General features: G+C 59.7%; 15 protein-coding genes. 5 read left to right on the top strand and 10 right to left on the bottom strand.

The window, feature by feature from the left end:
- Positions 1-2: 2 nt before the first annotated feature.
- Positions 3-638, bottom strand: a complete 636-nt coding sequence (locus AC10QF_RS17450; RefSeq protein ID WP_069139872.1) for a hypothetical protein — start codon at positions 636-638, stop codon at positions 3-5.
- On the bottom strand, positions 635-1,561 hold the full coding sequence (locus AC10QF_RS17445) for an XVIPCD domain-containing protein (RefSeq protein WP_346473737.1): 927 nt from the start codon (positions 1,559-1,561) through the stop codon (positions 635-637). The genes AC10QF_RS17450 and AC10QF_RS17445 overlap by 4 nt, the downstream gene beginning before the upstream one ends.
- Before the next feature lie 215 nt (positions 1,562-1,776).
- Between AC10QF_RS17445 and AC10QF_RS17440 the strand changes: the two genes are divergently transcribed.
- On the top strand, positions 1,777-2,649 hold the full coding sequence (locus AC10QF_RS17440) for a hypothetical protein (protein ID WP_494542594.1): 873 nt from the start codon (positions 1,777-1,779) through the stop codon (positions 2,647-2,649).
- A 233-nt stretch (positions 2,650-2,882) separates the two neighbouring features.
- Here AC10QF_RS17440 and AC10QF_RS17435 read toward each other — a convergent pair whose 3' ends face one another.
- From AC10QF_RS17435 to AC10QF_RS17420, 4 genes are all read right to left on the bottom strand, one after another.
- Positions 2,883-3,491, bottom strand: a complete 609-nt coding sequence (locus AC10QF_RS17435; RefSeq protein ID WP_375366240.1) for a hypothetical protein — start codon at positions 3,489-3,491, stop codon at positions 2,883-2,885.
- A 73-nt stretch (positions 3,492-3,564) separates the two neighbouring features.
- Positions 3,565-6,909 carry an XVIPCD domain-containing protein gene (locus tag AC10QF_RS17430; protein WP_494542593.1) on the bottom strand — a complete coding sequence of 1,115 codons (3,345 nt, stop codon included), beginning with the start codon at positions 6,907-6,909 and terminating at the stop codon, positions 3,565-3,567.
- Positions 6,910-6,943: 34 nt separating this feature from the next.
- Positions 6,944-7,588, bottom strand: a complete 645-nt coding sequence (locus AC10QF_RS17425; protein ID WP_111177685.1) for a DUF1629 domain-containing protein — start codon at positions 7,586-7,588, stop codon at positions 6,944-6,946.
- A 188-nt stretch (positions 7,589-7,776) separates the two neighbouring features.
- On the bottom strand, positions 7,777-8,154 hold the full coding sequence (locus AC10QF_RS17420) for a hypothetical protein (protein WP_111177640.1): 378 nt from the start codon (positions 8,152-8,154) through the stop codon (positions 7,777-7,779).
- A 167-nt stretch (positions 8,155-8,321) separates the two neighbouring features.
- On the opposite strand from AC10QF_RS17420, the gene AC10QF_RS17415 reads away from it, so the two are divergent.
- The 4 genes from AC10QF_RS17415 to AC10QF_RS17400 all read left to right on the top strand — a co-directional run bounded on the left by AC10QF_RS17415 (position 8,322) and on the right by AC10QF_RS17400 (position 12,142).
- Complete coding sequence (locus AC10QF_RS17415) at positions 8,322-8,537, top strand: hypothetical protein (RefSeq protein WP_494542592.1); 216 nt, start codon at positions 8,322-8,324, stop codon at positions 8,535-8,537.
- A 487-nt stretch (positions 8,538-9,024) separates the two neighbouring features.
- The gene (locus AC10QF_RS17410; RefSeq protein ID WP_494542591.1) at positions 9,025-9,393 is read left to right on the top strand and encodes a hypothetical protein; all 369 of its coding nucleotides are present in this window, start codon (positions 9,025-9,027) and stop codon (positions 9,391-9,393) included.
- A 623-nt stretch (positions 9,394-10,016) separates the two neighbouring features.
- Positions 10,017-10,925, top strand: a complete 909-nt coding sequence (locus tag AC10QF_RS17405) for an HNH endonuclease (protein ID WP_494542590.1) — start codon at positions 10,017-10,019, stop codon at positions 10,923-10,925.
- Positions 10,926-11,335: 410 nt separating this feature from the next.
- Complete coding sequence (locus tag AC10QF_RS17400) at positions 11,336-12,142, top strand: hypothetical protein (RefSeq protein ID WP_494542589.1); 807 nt, start codon at positions 11,336-11,338, stop codon at positions 12,140-12,142.
- 247 nt (positions 12,143-12,389) lie between these two features.
- On the opposite strand, the gene AC10QF_RS17395 is transcribed toward AC10QF_RS17400, so the two are convergent.
- From AC10QF_RS17395 to AC10QF_RS17380, 4 genes are read right to left on the bottom strand one after another with little or no spacing between them, the layout of a single operon-like run.
- Positions 12,390-13,655: a MazG nucleotide pyrophosphohydrolase domain-containing protein gene (locus tag AC10QF_RS17395; RefSeq protein WP_494542588.1), complete on the bottom strand. Its 1,266-nt coding sequence runs from the start codon at positions 13,653-13,655 to the stop codon at positions 12,390-12,392.
- Between the two features lie 2 nt (positions 13,656-13,657).
- Positions 13,658-14,269, bottom strand: a complete 612-nt coding sequence (locus tag AC10QF_RS17390) for an Nmad2 family putative nucleotide modification protein (RefSeq protein ID WP_494542587.1) — start codon at positions 14,267-14,269, stop codon at positions 13,658-13,660.
- Positions 14,266-14,733 carry a TIR domain-containing protein gene (locus AC10QF_RS17385; protein WP_494542586.1) on the bottom strand — a complete coding sequence of 156 codons (468 nt, stop codon included), beginning with the start codon at positions 14,731-14,733 and terminating at the stop codon, positions 14,266-14,268. Before AC10QF_RS17385 ends, AC10QF_RS17390 begins: the two co-directional genes overlap by 4 nt.
- 16 nt (positions 14,734-14,749) lie before the next feature.
- On the bottom strand, positions 14,750-15,613 hold the full coding sequence (locus tag AC10QF_RS17380) for a DUF4231 domain-containing protein (RefSeq protein ID WP_494542585.1): 864 nt from the start codon (positions 15,611-15,613) through the stop codon (positions 14,750-14,752).
- Positions 15,614-15,665 lie beyond the last annotated feature (52 nt).

Here is a 15,665-nt window from a genome sequence, read left to right as displayed (position 1 = left end):
GTCTACTTTCCTAGTGATTGGTAGCCAACGATCAGTTCTGCTTTCAGGCCTTCCAGCCGGGGCCGATCCTCCACAAGGTCGACCCGCAGAACGTAGCGCCCGGGTGCAATGCCTCCGACCTGCGCCAACTGCAACGTGCGATAGAGCACATCTTCAGAGTACAACCCGGCCTCGGCCAAGCTGTTGATGTCCACGCTCCCCGTCGTCAGGTCTGTTACCACGCCATCGTCCCCGATTTTCTGAGAATCGCGTCCATCGCGAGTACGCTGCCAGAGCTGCACAGGACCAGGTGCACTACCATCAATACGCTCCAGGCGCAGCCGTGTTGGCAGCCGTCCGTGAGTGATCTTCTCCGAAGCATCCAGCAGCCGTCGCGCATCGGTATCCTGCAGCCGCAACCCGATGTTCAGGATCGGAATGGCCGGCTTCTGGGGCGCCGGCAAATCAAACGTGACCTCGGCAATCCGTCCGGCCTTCTGCAACTGCACGGCCCGCGTGAGCGGCACAACCGTGCGGGCCTCGGCCTGTGCGCGCGTCAGCAGGGACGGCGCAACCTCAGGCGCTGGTGACGCACGGCATGCCGCCAGCGCGCCCAGCACCGCCAGTACCACCAGCCCCCGCCGCAGTGACCGCGTCATTGCTCCTTCAACCGCAGCGAATCGGCCACATCGGTCTTGGCCGCCACCTCGGTGGCGATGCTGGCGCGGCGGTGCCCCGGGTCGTTGCGGTCCCCCTGCACGATGAAGATGCTCTCCGCCGCATGGCTGCTTTGGGTCGGCCTGCTGAGCAGCACGTGGTCCACGCGCGAGAGATTGTTCTGCTTGGCCAGCACCAGCAAGCTGGCGCTGATGCGCTGGCTGGCGGCATCGAACGGGCGCCCGTGCGCGGCATCGAGTTCGGCCACTTTCTGGATCAGCTGCGAGAACAGGCGATGGTCCGGATGTGAGGGGTCCAGCAGCGTGCCGGCCACTTCAATCGGCGTCGGTGGCGGTTCATCGATCGCGCGGTCGCCCTGGCGATGATGTTCGGCCTCGCGCTCGGGCATCGCGTGGTGGGTTTCGGCATTCAGATCGCTGCCCGGGAACGGCGCGGCAATGCACTGGATTTCCGGCAGGTTGAACAGCACCGCGAACTCGCCCAGGTTGCTGCTTCCGTCCAGCGGGGCCGGTAGCGGATGCAGGCCGGCGTAGTGCAGCGCCGCCCAGACGAAATCGCTGCAGCGGTTGATGGTGGCCGGGCGATCCACATCGAACTCGAACTCGGCCGGTTCCTCGGCGAAGTCGCGCAGGCAGCCGTAATGCTCTTCGGTGATTTCCAGGGTGCGGCTGTAGTACGGGTCCAGATGCTCGTCGGCATCATCGTGGCGCACCTGTGCGTACTGCACGCCGGTGCGGGTTTCACCCGGCGCGTGGCGCGGTGGCGCGAAGCCGTAGCTGTGGGCCTCGTCGCCCGCAGCGACCTGCAGGTACATGTGGCCGCGCGGCGAGATGCCCCCACTTTTCAGCGGGGTGCCGGGCGCGGCCAAGTACAGCGTTGCGGTGTAGCGTGTTGCCTGCTCCATGCCTGTTCAGCCTTGATGGGTACTGCGGTCCTGGGCGGATGATGGCATAGGTGGGATGGGGGGTAGGTGGAGGGATAGAAGGCGTTGATCACGACTTGCTGAATATGTGAGCCAGCGTGCAGTACTGGACCCGGGCGTGAGCAAGGTCCCGGCAACGACTGGAGCTTGCCATTCCACCGATCTATAGTCGTTCCGGTCATGCAAGGGAATCGCCCATGAGCAGAGCACCGGCTTGCCGGCTTGCCTCCTTCGCCCTGGTGGCCGTGCTCAGTACCACCGCCTGCGCGAAGGCCCCATCCAAGGAAAAGGACCCGAACGGAACCCCCATGCGCGAAAGCGCAACCAGCCCACGCACGGTGGGCGGACAGACCTACACGACGCAGCCGGTAGAGGCTCGGCTTGGCCCGCACCGCTTCGTGTTCCCGGCCAACCTCTACTACAACCAGACGGGTCCCCTGGGCGATGGCGGCGTCATGCTCACGGTGTTCTGGCCGGATTTCGATGCAGCGCCCCCCGGTGATCGCCCGGTGCGCAGCACGCAGGACAGCCGGCGGCAGGTGCTGGTCGAGCTTAGGTACATCGATCGCATTCCCATCCAGGACTATCTGGCGCGTCGGTCCAGTAGCGAAGCCACCAGCGCGCCGGGATCACTGGAGCGAAGGGACCCGGTAGAGAACCTCGCGCTGCGCGTTGCACAACCCGAGCGCTGGGGTCTGACGCCGTATGCGATTGACCCATCGTTGATGGAAGCCTATGCAAAGGAGTCAGAGGCTGCGCTGGACAGGCCTTACGTGCACAACCCAGGAATGGAACCAGACTGGTATGTGACCCGCTCGACGGAGGGCCAACTGACAACGTTCATCAGCTGCGACCCGGCAGACCGCATTCCTGACGGACTTGTCGTTCAGGGAAAGACACTTGAACGCGCCGGCGAAGGCCAGATCGCAATGTGCCGCCATTCCATCGTGGATGTGGGCGATAGCATCGCCATCGAGATGAACTATGCACGCGTCATGCTGAGCGACTGGCAGCGCATGGAAACCAGCGTGCGTGATCTTCTGAGCCGCTATCGCTTTCAATCGCAATGAATGGAGATCCCGGCGCTCTTCATCCGGGTCGTACAGTGGCTTCAACCCAGACAGGGACCCACCGAGGGTCATCACAGCCAAAGACGCTTCGGCCCTGCTCTCCTCCATCATGAGCCCGCGTCTACGCGGCCCAGTTCGGAGGAGGAGACAGATGAATACGATCCCCCTCTATCGGCAGATAGTCGCGCTGACTTACCTGTAACACTCAGCGTACTTGTGGTGGCGAGGCTGCCTTATTTAGGCCTGCGCAAGTAAGCAACCAGCAGTTCCGGCTGGTACGGCTCAAGCTGTGGCAGAGGGGAGTGCAGTTGCACTTCAACCCGGTATCGGCCCGGCGATGGATTGCGTGCCCATGCGAAGGCCAGCTGTGCATAGTTATCATCGGGTCGTTCCAGCCCAGCATTCTGCAGCGCCAGCACGTCAACATCGTCCAGCCACGCATTTGTCACTCGACCATCGGCGGGGATGGGAATTGTTCTGGCAGGTTCCCCAATGACCCATTCCAGCCGGTGCAAGGGCACGTCCTTCCATCCACTCGATTCCAGGCGCTGCATGGAAACCTTCGCCTGGAACCCGGACGCCCGAACATCGGCCAGTGCCCCAAACGCCGCGGTGTTATCCGTGCGGTCAACGCGAATGCCGATCATGAGCGTTGGAGAGGAATTTTTGCTGGGAGCAGCCACATCGAACTCGACCGTCAATGGTGCATCCATTGACGAGGTGGGCATGGCTCGCACAAGCGGCACCAGATCCGGACGATGGGCCTCTGCTATCGAGCCTTCGTCGCGAGCCGCATCGGGCCGGCACGCGGTAGCCAGAAGAACGAGTAGTGCTGCGAGCATGCATATCCGGCGCATTCCATGTGGCGTCATCTTCAGTCCTCCGTCCAGGTCGCCAGTGCAGTGCATGCCCTACTCATCCCCCGCTCGCCGCACGAATCTGTATGTCGTGCTGCACCCGCTGGTCTTCCAGCTGCTGGTCCATTTGATTGGCAAGCGCACGCTGGTGCGCTTCACGGCTGACTGCATCGAACTGCTGCAGTGATTCCTCCACCGATGTCTGCGCCGCCAGCTCGGTCGGCATCGCAGCACGCTGATGCGCCGGATTGCTTGGCTCGCCCTGCACTACGAACAGCGTGTGCCCTGCAGGGTGTTCGTGCGTGGCGTTGCTCACCAGCACATGGTCCACCCGTTCCAAGTCGTTGTCCTTGGCCAGCACCAGAAGGCTGACGGTCATGCGTTCGCTGACTTCATCGAAGCTGCGACCGTGCTTGGCGTCCAGCGCTTCCACGCCCTCGCGGATCTGCTGATACAGCGCGTGATCGGGATGGCCAGGCTGCGTGGGGTCCTGCAGCGTCCGGTTCGGGCCCGATGCCTCATCCGGTGCGGGCGCGGTCGGTTCAGGGCTTGGCGCTATCGTGGGCGCGGCAGGAACAGTGACAGTCGCAGTGACGGGCTGGTGGTCACCCAACGGAGCCGGTTCGGGCTCTGGCACGTGTTGTGCCGCTTCCTGCTCCAAAGGCCATGGATCGCGCGCAGGCTCAGCAGGCAGCGGCTCCTTGAAGGGCACCGGTTCACTCTCCTGCACTGCCATGTCCTGCTTTGGAGTGGGAGCAACCGCAGGCACCGGGGCCATCCGCTCCGGCTCCGATGCCTGCTCTGTGCGCTGCGTGGGCATCGCCTGCGTTGCCGCATCCAGAGGCGCGGCGGCATGTGGCGTCGCGCGCTCAGGTGCGGCCGGGTGCGGCTGCATCGGCCCAGCGGGCTCCGGCGTCTGTGAGGCGGTACGGTTTTCGGTGGGCGCCTCGCTGTTTGGATGGGGCTGAGATTGGGGCTCCGCCGCACGCCGCGGCGGATCGCGCTGCTCGGAGTGCCATTGAGGCGCGGGCTTGTCCTGTGGCGCGGGCGTAGGTGGTGGTGCGACCGCTACCGCTGGCGTGACCGCTACCGCCGCAGGCGCAATGGGCTGCGCAGTCGCAGGCTCTTCAGGCCGCACTTCCACATTCCCGCCCTGCTCAGATGGCTTGTCGCCATGTGCCACCTGCGCGGCCGCTCGTGCAGCCTGACCTGCATCTACCTGCGCAGCACCCAGCCGATTCGCTTCCTGCAGTGCCTGCCGGTACGCCTCCTGCTCACTCGCCGACAGCGCTGCAATGCGTAGCTCGGGCGAGTCGGGCAACGGTGCCTGCTCATTGGCACGCGCGCGCATCTCATTCCATGCGGCCTGCAGCTCCTGCGTGCTGGTAGTCGCGACGGCGCGCGCCACGCCATCCTGGCCTACCTGGTAATGGGTGATGGGCCGGGACGCGCCCGCGTTGCCTTCGGCTACAGGCCCCAGTTCCTGCAGCGTGGGACCCGCAATGCCGTGCTGCTCGCGCGTGCGTGCCGTGGCCAGGGCAATGGCCTGCTCCCACTCCGGGGTCAGCGCGATGCCCGCAGCGTAGTAGCTGTGGCGCAGCTCGTTCTGGTTCACTTCCGCCGCAGATGGCAACGGTCGCGCGTCCAATGCGGCAACGGTCTGGTTGAACTGATCGAGCGACGGCTGCTGGATGGTGCGGGTCAGCTCCAACTCCAGCGCCATGTTGCCCTGCGCGATCTGGCCAGCGTGGTGCCATTGTCCTGCGTCATCGCGCTGGTAAAGCTGGTTGTCCGAGCCCTGGATGGCGTCGGGCCTGGCACGGGCCTGCTCCACCGCTTCCGGCACCAGCGGCACGAAGTCGCTGGCGCGGGTAGCGACGTAAGTCTCCAGGTAGCTGGCGGCAATCGCGGCCTTGCCGTTGGCGATGTTGCTCTCGATGCGTTGCACCGCCTCACGATTCAACTCGTTGGCGCGTTCGGGGCTGGCGGTCTGCGTCTCATACACCCCCCGGTCGTTGGCACCGGACACGCTGATCTTGACCTGCCGCGTCCACTGTTCGGTCTGCGCATCGCGGTGCCAGTTGGGATTGTCCAGACGCGCCTCGCCGTCCCGCGCCGGGATGCTGAAAGGATCCTGCGGCGGCGGCGCCTTGCCCAACGCCAGCTCTACCGCTTTTACGTGAGCGTATGCACCCAGCTCGCGGGCCTTCTCGTAACTGGCACCCACGTTGCGCTCAACCGGGTTACCCAGGCCGTCGCCCGCGCTGTCCATGACCGCGTGGCGCTGCCAGTTCAGGCCATTGAACTGCCATGTGACATCGGCCTTGTCGGTCTGCCGGTAGACGGCGCGGTTGTCGAGCAGATCGGCACCCTTGTCGAACGCCTTGCTCATCAGCAGCGCATCGCCCGCGACGATGGCCGCAGGGACGAAGCTGGACGTGCCGATCACCGACGCAGTGGCCATGCCACCGATCCAGCCACCGCCGTTGCGTGCCAGAGCGTGGGTGAGCTCGGACTGGGCGGCGGTGCCGTTGCCTTCCTCCAGCAGCTGCGAAGTACGGCGGGCGGTAATGACAGCGTCGGCGCCGGAGGCGAGCAGGCCGCCGGAGCGGATCAGTTGGCTGGTGGAGGCTTCGCCGAGGAGGAGGTCCATAGTGATGCCGCCTTGCTGCAAGCGAGGCGCACGAATGCGATAGGCAGCCTCCTCACCTAGCACTCGCTCCACTTTCAGGATGCCCGGCTCCGACATGACAATCCGACCAGATTGTTGCGCATCGGAGATTGCCGCCGACAAGCTGTTCCTCTGAAGCTCAAGATCACTTCCTTTAGTCAGCTTGGTGCCGAACTGATCATGGACATCCAGCAAGGCCACAATGCGCGATTCAGTTCTGGTCACTAGAAGATGCATTCGCTCGTCTGGACGCATGCCAGTCAACGCGCCGTACTGCGAAGAGTGGACCTGCGCGTAGCGATCGACATTTCCGAAGAATGCCTGCGTCCGCGGCCTGATGGCATCTGAATCCATGCCAAGAGGAGCGTTCGTGTAAAGATCACCGTTGACTAGACCAATCGTCATCGTGTCGCGAAGGCCGTTGACCTGAGCTGCCACGCGCTGCATCGCAGCCACGTCACCGCGAAGCGCAGCTTGGCCGTCTGGTGATGCCTCGATCATCTCCAGAGAAAAGGTGATTCCGTTTTGATAGTCCTTGATCGGCCCCCCGCCATGAGGGGAAACACCCATGGCAGCAGCGAGCCTCTTGTCTGCCGGCATGTAGAGCAGGTTCTCGAACACATCCTTCTCAACGAGCTCTGCATCCACCAATGCCTGCAGAAAATCGTTGTTATTGAAGGTTTGTTGCTCAAGCACATGGTGCTTCTGAAGAATCGGACTGCTACGCGGCATAGAGCGACCTCTTCCTTGAGTTCAACCAGCGGACTCAGATATCAGCTGCGTCCGTAAACGATAGTCCTCGCGACTCGCCCCTATCACCGATGCCGGCGGCCAGAACCGCATCGCGCAAAGCGCTGTCACAGAAAACCAGGTTCCCTGAGTACGGCGTTCGGAATATGTGCGCCTGGTTGATGACATCCTTTCGGAACGCCAGGGAACTTCCACCCCTGAGATCGTAAAACTTGCCTCCGGGATAGCCCTCGTCGCGAACAACGCGGAGCTTTGACGCAGCTTCATCGACCGCATCGATCACTCGGGTCACATCGCAGAGGAAGTAGCGCGGCCCTTCAGATCCATTGGCGAGGCGGTATTCGCTCTCCGCAAACTCGAATCCGTTGGGATCGACAGAGACGAACGCGTTGCGCAAGCGCTCCGAGACGAGCCAGTAACCGCTCATCCCTCCTTCAAGATCTTCAGGAAGCCCCCCCTTCTTGGGTGAGTGAACCAACAGTGGCTTCTCTGCCAAAGGTGGAAATCCCCCCCCTTCAGGACGTAGGATCAGCCGTGGAGGCGTGCGAAGTTTCTTCACATTCTCGAACACTACCCCGTGACCCTTTCCCCCGCGAGTGGTGTCCGGCATTAAGAGGAAGAATTCTCCGCGTCTGGGCTGAGTTGACTCCATTTGCTCCATGATATTCATCCCTTACAAAATCCTAATTGCTAGCCTAGAGCCAACCTGAAGGAGAGGAAAGTGACCTCCTTTCATTTACGTGAAAGCTGGCGCTACGCCTGCCGCACGTTGCCCCTGCGTGACATAGCTGTCGTACGTTCCCAACGCACCGAAGCTCCAAGAGCTGGCACTCCCCAGCTTCAGCTCCGCTAGGCCAACACCAGATCCCCATTGATCAGCGCCACCTTCACCGTGTCCTGCAGCATCCTCACGGCCTCCACTGCCCGAACGGTAGAACCTAGGTCGCCTTCAAGCGCCCCCTGCCCGTCTGGCGATGCCTCGATGGCAGCCAACTGCTGCAACATGCCCTGTGTGTAGGCATCAATCGGCTCCTGCACATAGCGCGCGCATCCCAGCTCATCTGCGAACGCCTGCTCAATGGGCAGGTACAGCCAATTGGGTGCAGAGTTGATGTCGAACTCGCCCGCCGCCTGCAGATGGCGAAGTAGGTTGCTTCCCGCAACGATCGTGGGACCGATGATCAACTGAGAATCGAACAGCGCGTCATTGTCTTCGATAGCAGCCATGGGTCTCCTTTCCTATGGATGTTGCGATGGGTAACTACGGTACTCTTTTACTCTGGCATGCATTGGTACGCAATCGGACCACAATGAAATTTTGCCGACGGCCGACGGCGCGTCGCGCCGTGTGAAACGCATCGCAGCCACGCTCCTCTTCTCACTGGAGGATGCCCATGATCAGAATCGACCCCACCTGGCTGGAAGCCTTCGACAAGGAGCTCCTCCACCTGTTCGCCATCGACCACCGCGATGCCGGCATGGATGAGTACCTGCTGGGCTGCTACGCAGACCTTCCGCCTCGCGAAGCAGCACTGGCGTTCGGCAGCGACTACGACCTGGAGCGCGACGATGCGCTGTGGCCTCGGCCGGGCTTGGCGCTGCAAAGTTAAGTTGTGTCGCAATCGGCACGCTGCGCGAATGGGCCCTGTGGGCTACGTGTCGCTTTTGGGATCCCGAACAGCTGCAAACCGTGCTTTTCAATGCGCATTCGGGCGGTAACTTAACACCGGCCGAAACCACTGCACCGCAAGGGTTCTGCCACGCGCGCCCCATGCAACAATGCTGTAAGCGTCAGCATTTGCGGCCTCTGCGGCCTACGGTTTCTTGGCATCTCGCAGTCATGCGAGTACACCTTGGCGTGCCACCTCGCACTAGGTGGCGCGGGACTCGAAAACCCGTCTGAATACCCAGTGCTTTGCGCTTGCCAGTCGGCGTCATCCTCGGATGGCGCCGGCTGGCAATCCGTTCGCGATCCATGGCGGGCGGTGCGTGGGGGTCCTCGGACCCGCCGGATTGGGTATTCACCGGTTTTCGAGACACGCACCGTCCGCCGCCTTTGTCGGTGGCGTTGCTATCTGTCCTGTACGGAGCATTGCCATGAACACATCGGACTTCCGTTCCCTGCACGCGCAGTACGATCCGGACAACGCCGAACCCGAGCGCGAACGGTCCGTCGATCCCAACGCCTTCGTCGCCACGCTGCACCGCATCGGAACCGGTGCGGCTGCGGATGGCCAGCCTTGGCCGGAGCGGCATCAACTGCCTGGACGCTGCCTTCAGCTGGCGGATGCGGATTGCGCGCTGGCGGGTCTGCGTGTGGTGGCGGAGCTGATGCTGGCTGCGGAGCGGACTCGGCAGAATGGCGCGCCCGAGGAATACCTCGGGGATCGAGTTATGGAAGGGTTGAAGATGGCGTGTGTGGCGTTGACTGCGCAGGCTATTGAGCGGCTGCAGGTTCGGGAGTAGAGCACGCCTCGCTGCCCACATCGAATGCAATGCATGGATCGTATGCACGGTCCGAAGCATTCGCCGCTATCTGAGCCTTTAGCCTCCAACACTGGCCTCACTATGCCGAGCCGAACTTTGCTTGCCCTGTCGACGGCAGCGCTATCGGGATTGATAATTGGAGGGACGTACGCGCCTGCCACCGCAATGAGTCTTGAGAACTACCCAAGACTTACCGACTCGGAGTTTGCCCTGTTTCAGGCCGACGCCGAGAACTTTGCCGAAGCGTTGGCTTGCCAAGGCGTCACCATCGAAACGCGTGATTCCAGTAGACGCTTCTTTGATATCAGCGTACGCGGCGATGCCGTTCTGCTCGTGGACAACTCTGGGCCGAGTCTTCTGATAGTCACTATGCCCACGGTCGCAAGCGATGCAATGAAGCTACAGCACTGGAAAGATGGATGGGGCTCACCAGAGAGACGCAGGAGGAACTTGAGCCCACCTGAGAACAGCTGCCCTCCACTCTCGTCCAAGTAGCCCCCATCTGCACCCTGCCCCGACAGCCGAATGCGTCACCCAATGACACAAGCAACCTGGTTCTGGCTAGAATCCTGGGCAGTTAGCTTTCGGGACAGGGATCTAGGATGGAACTCCCATTCGAGGTGGGCGCGCTCTACAACCGTCAAAAGCAGATCCATGGTGTATTTGGCGGGCAACAGCAAGGCGGCATTTCGACACCCAAGGAGCATCCGCTAGTCATCGCGTTCACTGGCGAGGTCGGCGTATCTCATGGCTACCATGATTTCTGGGACGACGACGAAGTCTTTCATTACTTCGGCGAGGGCCAAGTTGGAGACATGAAGTATGTGGCGGGCAACCGAGCGATTGGCGAGCACGCCAAGGATGGCAAGACACTCGTGGTGTTTCAGATGATGGGCAAGGGGCGGCCCTACCGGTACCTTGGTAGGTTTATGTGCCAGTCCTCCTACGTTCGGCCTGGCACGCCAGATGGAAAAGGGCAGCCTAGATCTGCGATCGTTTTCCGCTTGAAATCACTGGAAGCCTCGCTGGGCATCACGGCGGGTGAGTCGGATCAAGCAGAAATCGATGCTGCGTTCGATGACGTTGACGCGACGAGCGCAAGACGCGAGACCGAAGTGCGGACGAAGCAACGCCTATTCCGCGAACGCCTGATCGGCGTTGAAAAAGGTTGCCGTCTGACCGGGATTGAGGATCTGAGATTTCTTCGCGCGAGCCATATCAAGCCATGGGCAGATAGCACTCATAGCGAGCGCGTCGATGGCGAGAACGGGCTTCTGCTGGCTCCACACGCGGATCTGCTGTTTGATCGGGGGTGGATTAGCTTTTCGGCGAGCGGTCGCCTGCTAATTTCGAGCGGCCTACCATCTGACGTACAAGTTCGTCTTGGTCTGAAACTGGATGCTTCGCATCGTTGTGGAGTCTTCTCCGCAAAGCAACTTAGCTTCTTGGAATTTCACCGAGACGTTGTTTTTGATAGCTACCGTCTCCCATCAGGTTGCCCAGAGCACTAACTCGAAAATTTTCTGTAATGATCCACCGATTTTTGCTCTCGGAAGGTCGCCGATGCGGTGCTCGCCATACCGATTTGCGACAAGTGCCATCCCAGCAAATGTCGCGTGCCGCAGTCGATCACTAACACCATGCTGAGCCGGTCGTCCTTGCCACCCCAGAGCCGGCACAGATCCGTAGCCCATCACTGATCCTGCCCCTGGGCGCGAGAAGTCTTCGCTTCGATTCGCGGACGCTGACCAAGCGGGTGCTTCTTGCACCAACCCTTGAGCTGGAAGATCCGCTGCACGATTCACGCCCAGCAATGCAACCACAGTGCGGTAGCCGAACGATGGCTCCGCCTCGATCATATCTATGATTGGCTCGGCCAGCTTGGAATTGGCCTTGGCCAAACCCTTAGTCGGCTTGGAGTATGTCGACCGACGCGCGGCACCCGTGTCTTTCAGCCCCTGCTGGACCGAGAACATCAGCTCACATCCTTTCCCCTCAGGGCGGCCCGCTTCTTTCGGGCGCTGATCACCAGCATTGCCTCGCCGGAGGCCTCCTGAAGACCCTTCAGCCGCCGCTCGTACTACCTACGCATATCCTCAGGGTTGGCACGCCGGGCATTCTCTACGCCGCGCTTGCCGTCCTCGACCCGAATTTCGATCTCAGCCGGGGTCAGATCGAACCGCCGGCTGGCTGCGGCCGCAGCCGTCTCGCTCTGGGTGAACTCAAGGACCAGCGCCGACTGATGCCGGGCCTGCCATCGCCTGATTGTTTTCTACCAGCATTTCTCTCATCGACGTCTCCTTCGGGGAAAGTAACACCTGAGCAGAAAATCCGTGGTTCATTACAGTACGTCGCCAAAGTACGGCGAGTGAAGCATAGGTACGGTGCAATGCGCGAACTAGAAGATAAGCGTCCCCTGCCTATCCAGACGGGTCAAACCATGGATTCGAGACATGCCCTCGCGGAAATCGGAGGTTCCGCCGTAGCTTGGGTGTCGCACCTGGTCAACCTCAACGCCCAGCTTGGATGCATAGATAGCCGCGTCCTGCCCAATGGCGACAATTCGCTCAATCCTCAAAATCCTAATCAATTGAATATTGAGCTCGCTCGCAACCGCAAACTCATGAGCGGTGAATTTTCTGTTTGTAAGCTCATCGCCATCCACATACGGATGAAATGGGAATACATTCCAAAGCATGGGCGGAGCGCTTATTTGACGCAAAACTGACCAGATCTCTGTAGCAGTCCGCTCCGTCACAACTGGTCCCACCGTTGATCGCTGCGGCTGTGCAAATCCATAAAGCGTACCCAGTTCGGACAAGTGCGCTTCATCAGTCAGGGCGACGCCGGTCCGTCGCCCTCCACGGTAGCCGAGGTCCCGCCCCATCCACATGACCCTAGAATCAATTTCCCTGACCGCATTTAGATAGTTGAGGAGGAGTGCCCTTCGAATCAGCGGACTCTCAACAGACTTATCATGTGTTACGCACACGTCTGCGTATGGGTTGAACACCCTTGGCAGGCTTACGCCCGCCAGTCGCTCTACGAACTTCTTTGTGCTCAGTAAGCTCATCTACTTCTTGAAGCCCTTTGTACGTGATTCTGCGCGCGTTGAGATCGGCGAAGACATAACCGCCTCTCTTTTCCTTCAGAGTTCTGAAGACCTCGAACCCCATAAGGATAGCATTTGCCCACTCCCAGGGCTGGCACGCCTCGACCTCATACCCCTTAACAAGCGACTGAACCTGCTTCAGAACCGGGTAAGGAAATTTCTCTAAGCGCACTCCTGCAAAAAGATGCTCGCGCCCGATGTTAAACATCCATGTGGAAATAGCCTCCTCGATTATTATCGCTCGCGCGCCGTCCTCATTCTCATCAAGTGCTGGCGATGACTTTCTTTTTCGCTTAAGTAGGGCGCGAAGAACTGGCGACCAACCCAGGCAGGCAGCGTATGCCAGGTGAAACACGTCATGAAACCGGTAGTCGTCTGCTTCGTGGCTATTGTCGGTCAATCGATCTCCAACGTTAATGCCATTGACCGAGATGAACGCGTACGGAACTGTGCGGACCTTTCGCTCTTCAAACCGTACCCAAAGTGTACGCGGGAGCTGCTCGTTCTGATCTGAAGCTGAGTCGAAGAGCTCCGATGGCGAAGGACTTGCACCCGGCCACCGCGCACGAACCTTATCAACATTATCTCTGGCGACCTGCTCCAGGTCGAGGTTCAAGGAATGCGTCAGGAGCGCAAGATCCGCTAGCATTCCTGCCAGCGCAGGAAGTACTGCACCGGGTGACGAGACCAGAGCACCGGCTCGCCCAACAACACGCTGAAGGGCTTCGTTCTCTCCCATCTGAACCGAGCTCTTGCTAGCGTTAACAAAGCCCGTTAGACGCCGAAAACTTACATCGGCGCCCCTCCCCCCGAGCGGCTGCACGCGAAGAATGCCCGCAACTTCATTAATGGCCGCTTTTAGCAAAGCCGACATCCTAAACTTCTGATGCTTAGCTATTGCAAACAGATACCAGAGAATGTCACCAATTTCCTCAGACGCGACACTTGCCTCTGCGTCCGTCAGCGCATCCCTCTTTGCTTTTTTGATCCCCGAGCAAAGCTCACCAACCTCACCTATTAGGCCGAGCTTATGCTTGAAAAGCTCATCATCTGTCCCCTGAAATTGATTTGAGCTCATGGCAGAGCTCAGATATTGGTCAAAACCGAAGACGCTCTTAAGGCGAGTCATGTTCAGAAGGCTCCCTTCCATTGCGCCGGCTGACCGTGGACTCCGGCAGCATGGCTAGACGTTAGCCAGGCAAGGAAGGAATCTTTGAGTGATTCCGGAATATTAACGATGTGGCCCCGGCCTGGGCGACATAAGTCATGCCTCCCCTGCTTCCTCGCAGACATCGGAACAGCCACTCTACGATCGCCGAAATAATAGAACTCATCCGCAACTAAAACCCTATCTGCGCTAACGTCACGCTTCATGTTTTCGAGATTGGCTCTGCCGCCCGGGAAACTATGGTGGGAGTCCGACTGAATCCAAGCGCCCGCTTCCTTATGGTAGATATTGTCACCATAGGCGCGCTTTAAACTTCCATTGAGCACCGGCCGCTTTACTTCAAAACGTGGATCATTCCAATACTCATCGAAACTCAGCGCCTCGCCAACCTTCATAGCATAGATCAGGTCGCCTTGCCTTCCTGTTGAAACGGCACCAACTCCAATTATCCAGTCCCCTAGCGACGCATTCCCGCGTATCTTCGGCTTACAGGTAGCCAGAGTACATGATCCAGAGAATGGATTTGGCGCAAAACCGAAGTCCCTAACCACCACATAGCTATACAAGCGACTCATTGGCATTTGATCCTCTTGATCTCCCTATCCCCCATCTCAGATCCATCTGAGCACTCCCAACTATCTTTCCCCTCGATGGCTGAAATGATCCGCTCCGAATTCCACCCAACAACTGAATCGGCATACTTCACGAGGGATTCCGGGAGATCGCAACCGCCCTCCCCATGGACCCATATCCCTACAATCCGCTTCCCCAACGCGCTTGCACGCTCCACCTCCCAGTTCACCCAATCGCTGGTCCGGGTATCAGGAGTAATAAGCACGACAACCACCCCAGCCCACTCAATTTGAGGCGATATCACCTGGTACTTTATGTAATCCTCGCTCTGGGCATTATTTGGAGTCTGCGAGGTAATTGACGAGTCTTTGCACTGAAACCCCGATCGACTAAGCAGATCATAGAGCTTCTGAATCTGTGCCTCGTCCTCTTGTATATGGCTAACGAAAACATTCCTTGATTTCATACCCACCCCTGCTTGGTTAGATATCCTTTCTTGCCTCCCACTGAGTATGCTCCCTAGAGAAAGCATTCTCAGCATCTCCGACGAAGAGGGAGAATTCCCGCTCACCCTTCACCTGCGCCAGCTGCTCCTCCACGACTCCAATCTCATGAGCGGTTAACGCATAGGAGGCGGCTAGTTCAGAGTATCGCTTTGACTGCAGGTAGGCCAGTGCCCCGGACGCGATTGCGACCAGGACCTCTGTCGGCCAGTACTGAAAATCTGAAAACTTTATCTTCAGGAGCGCAGAAGCGACGGCGGCGGTATTCGCGGCCACAACTACGGCGAAACATGTCCTACTGCGCGAAGAACTCTCCTTCGCCTTCGACGCGTACCATGCCCTTTGATTCGAGATTCGGTGGAGCCGATAAGTCGCAACGCGCATAGCTAGGTCATTGCTCCTGAGAAAGCGCATCTGCTCAGTGATCTGACGCGCCTCCAAGTCACTCTGGAAACGACCTGCTAGCTCTCTGTTCTGATGAAGCGTCGCTGCTAGGCGAGATTGAAGTAACTTTTCCGCGTCCTCGTCAGCTTCGTCAAATGGCTCGGCGCGCGAAAGGAATCGCCATGTGAGCGTTTTCGTTGATTCTGCCAATGCGCGGGCGGCGTACCAAATACGCTCAGCTCTAATGGTATATAGCGCCACTGAGAACGCCAACGCAGCAAGAAGCGCCAATGCCTGTAGGAGCGCGATCAGCCAATGATCGACTGAGCCGAAAGAGAGTGCCGCTCCGAGAATCAAGAAGACCAGGTTGCATCGAAGCAATAGAAAGAACCGACGCTGCTCACGTGCTGCGAGATCGTCTGCAGATCGGTACAAAGCCGGGAAGTCTTCTATACGCATCCGTGCTCCCTCACCCCAAAAAAAAGGGACGGCGATTGCCGTCCCTTTATTC

The organism is Stenotrophomonas maltophilia complex sp. Om-AH-Sm3 (assembly GCF_059337855.1).
This window is presented reverse-complemented; position numbering and strand designations above follow the sequence as displayed.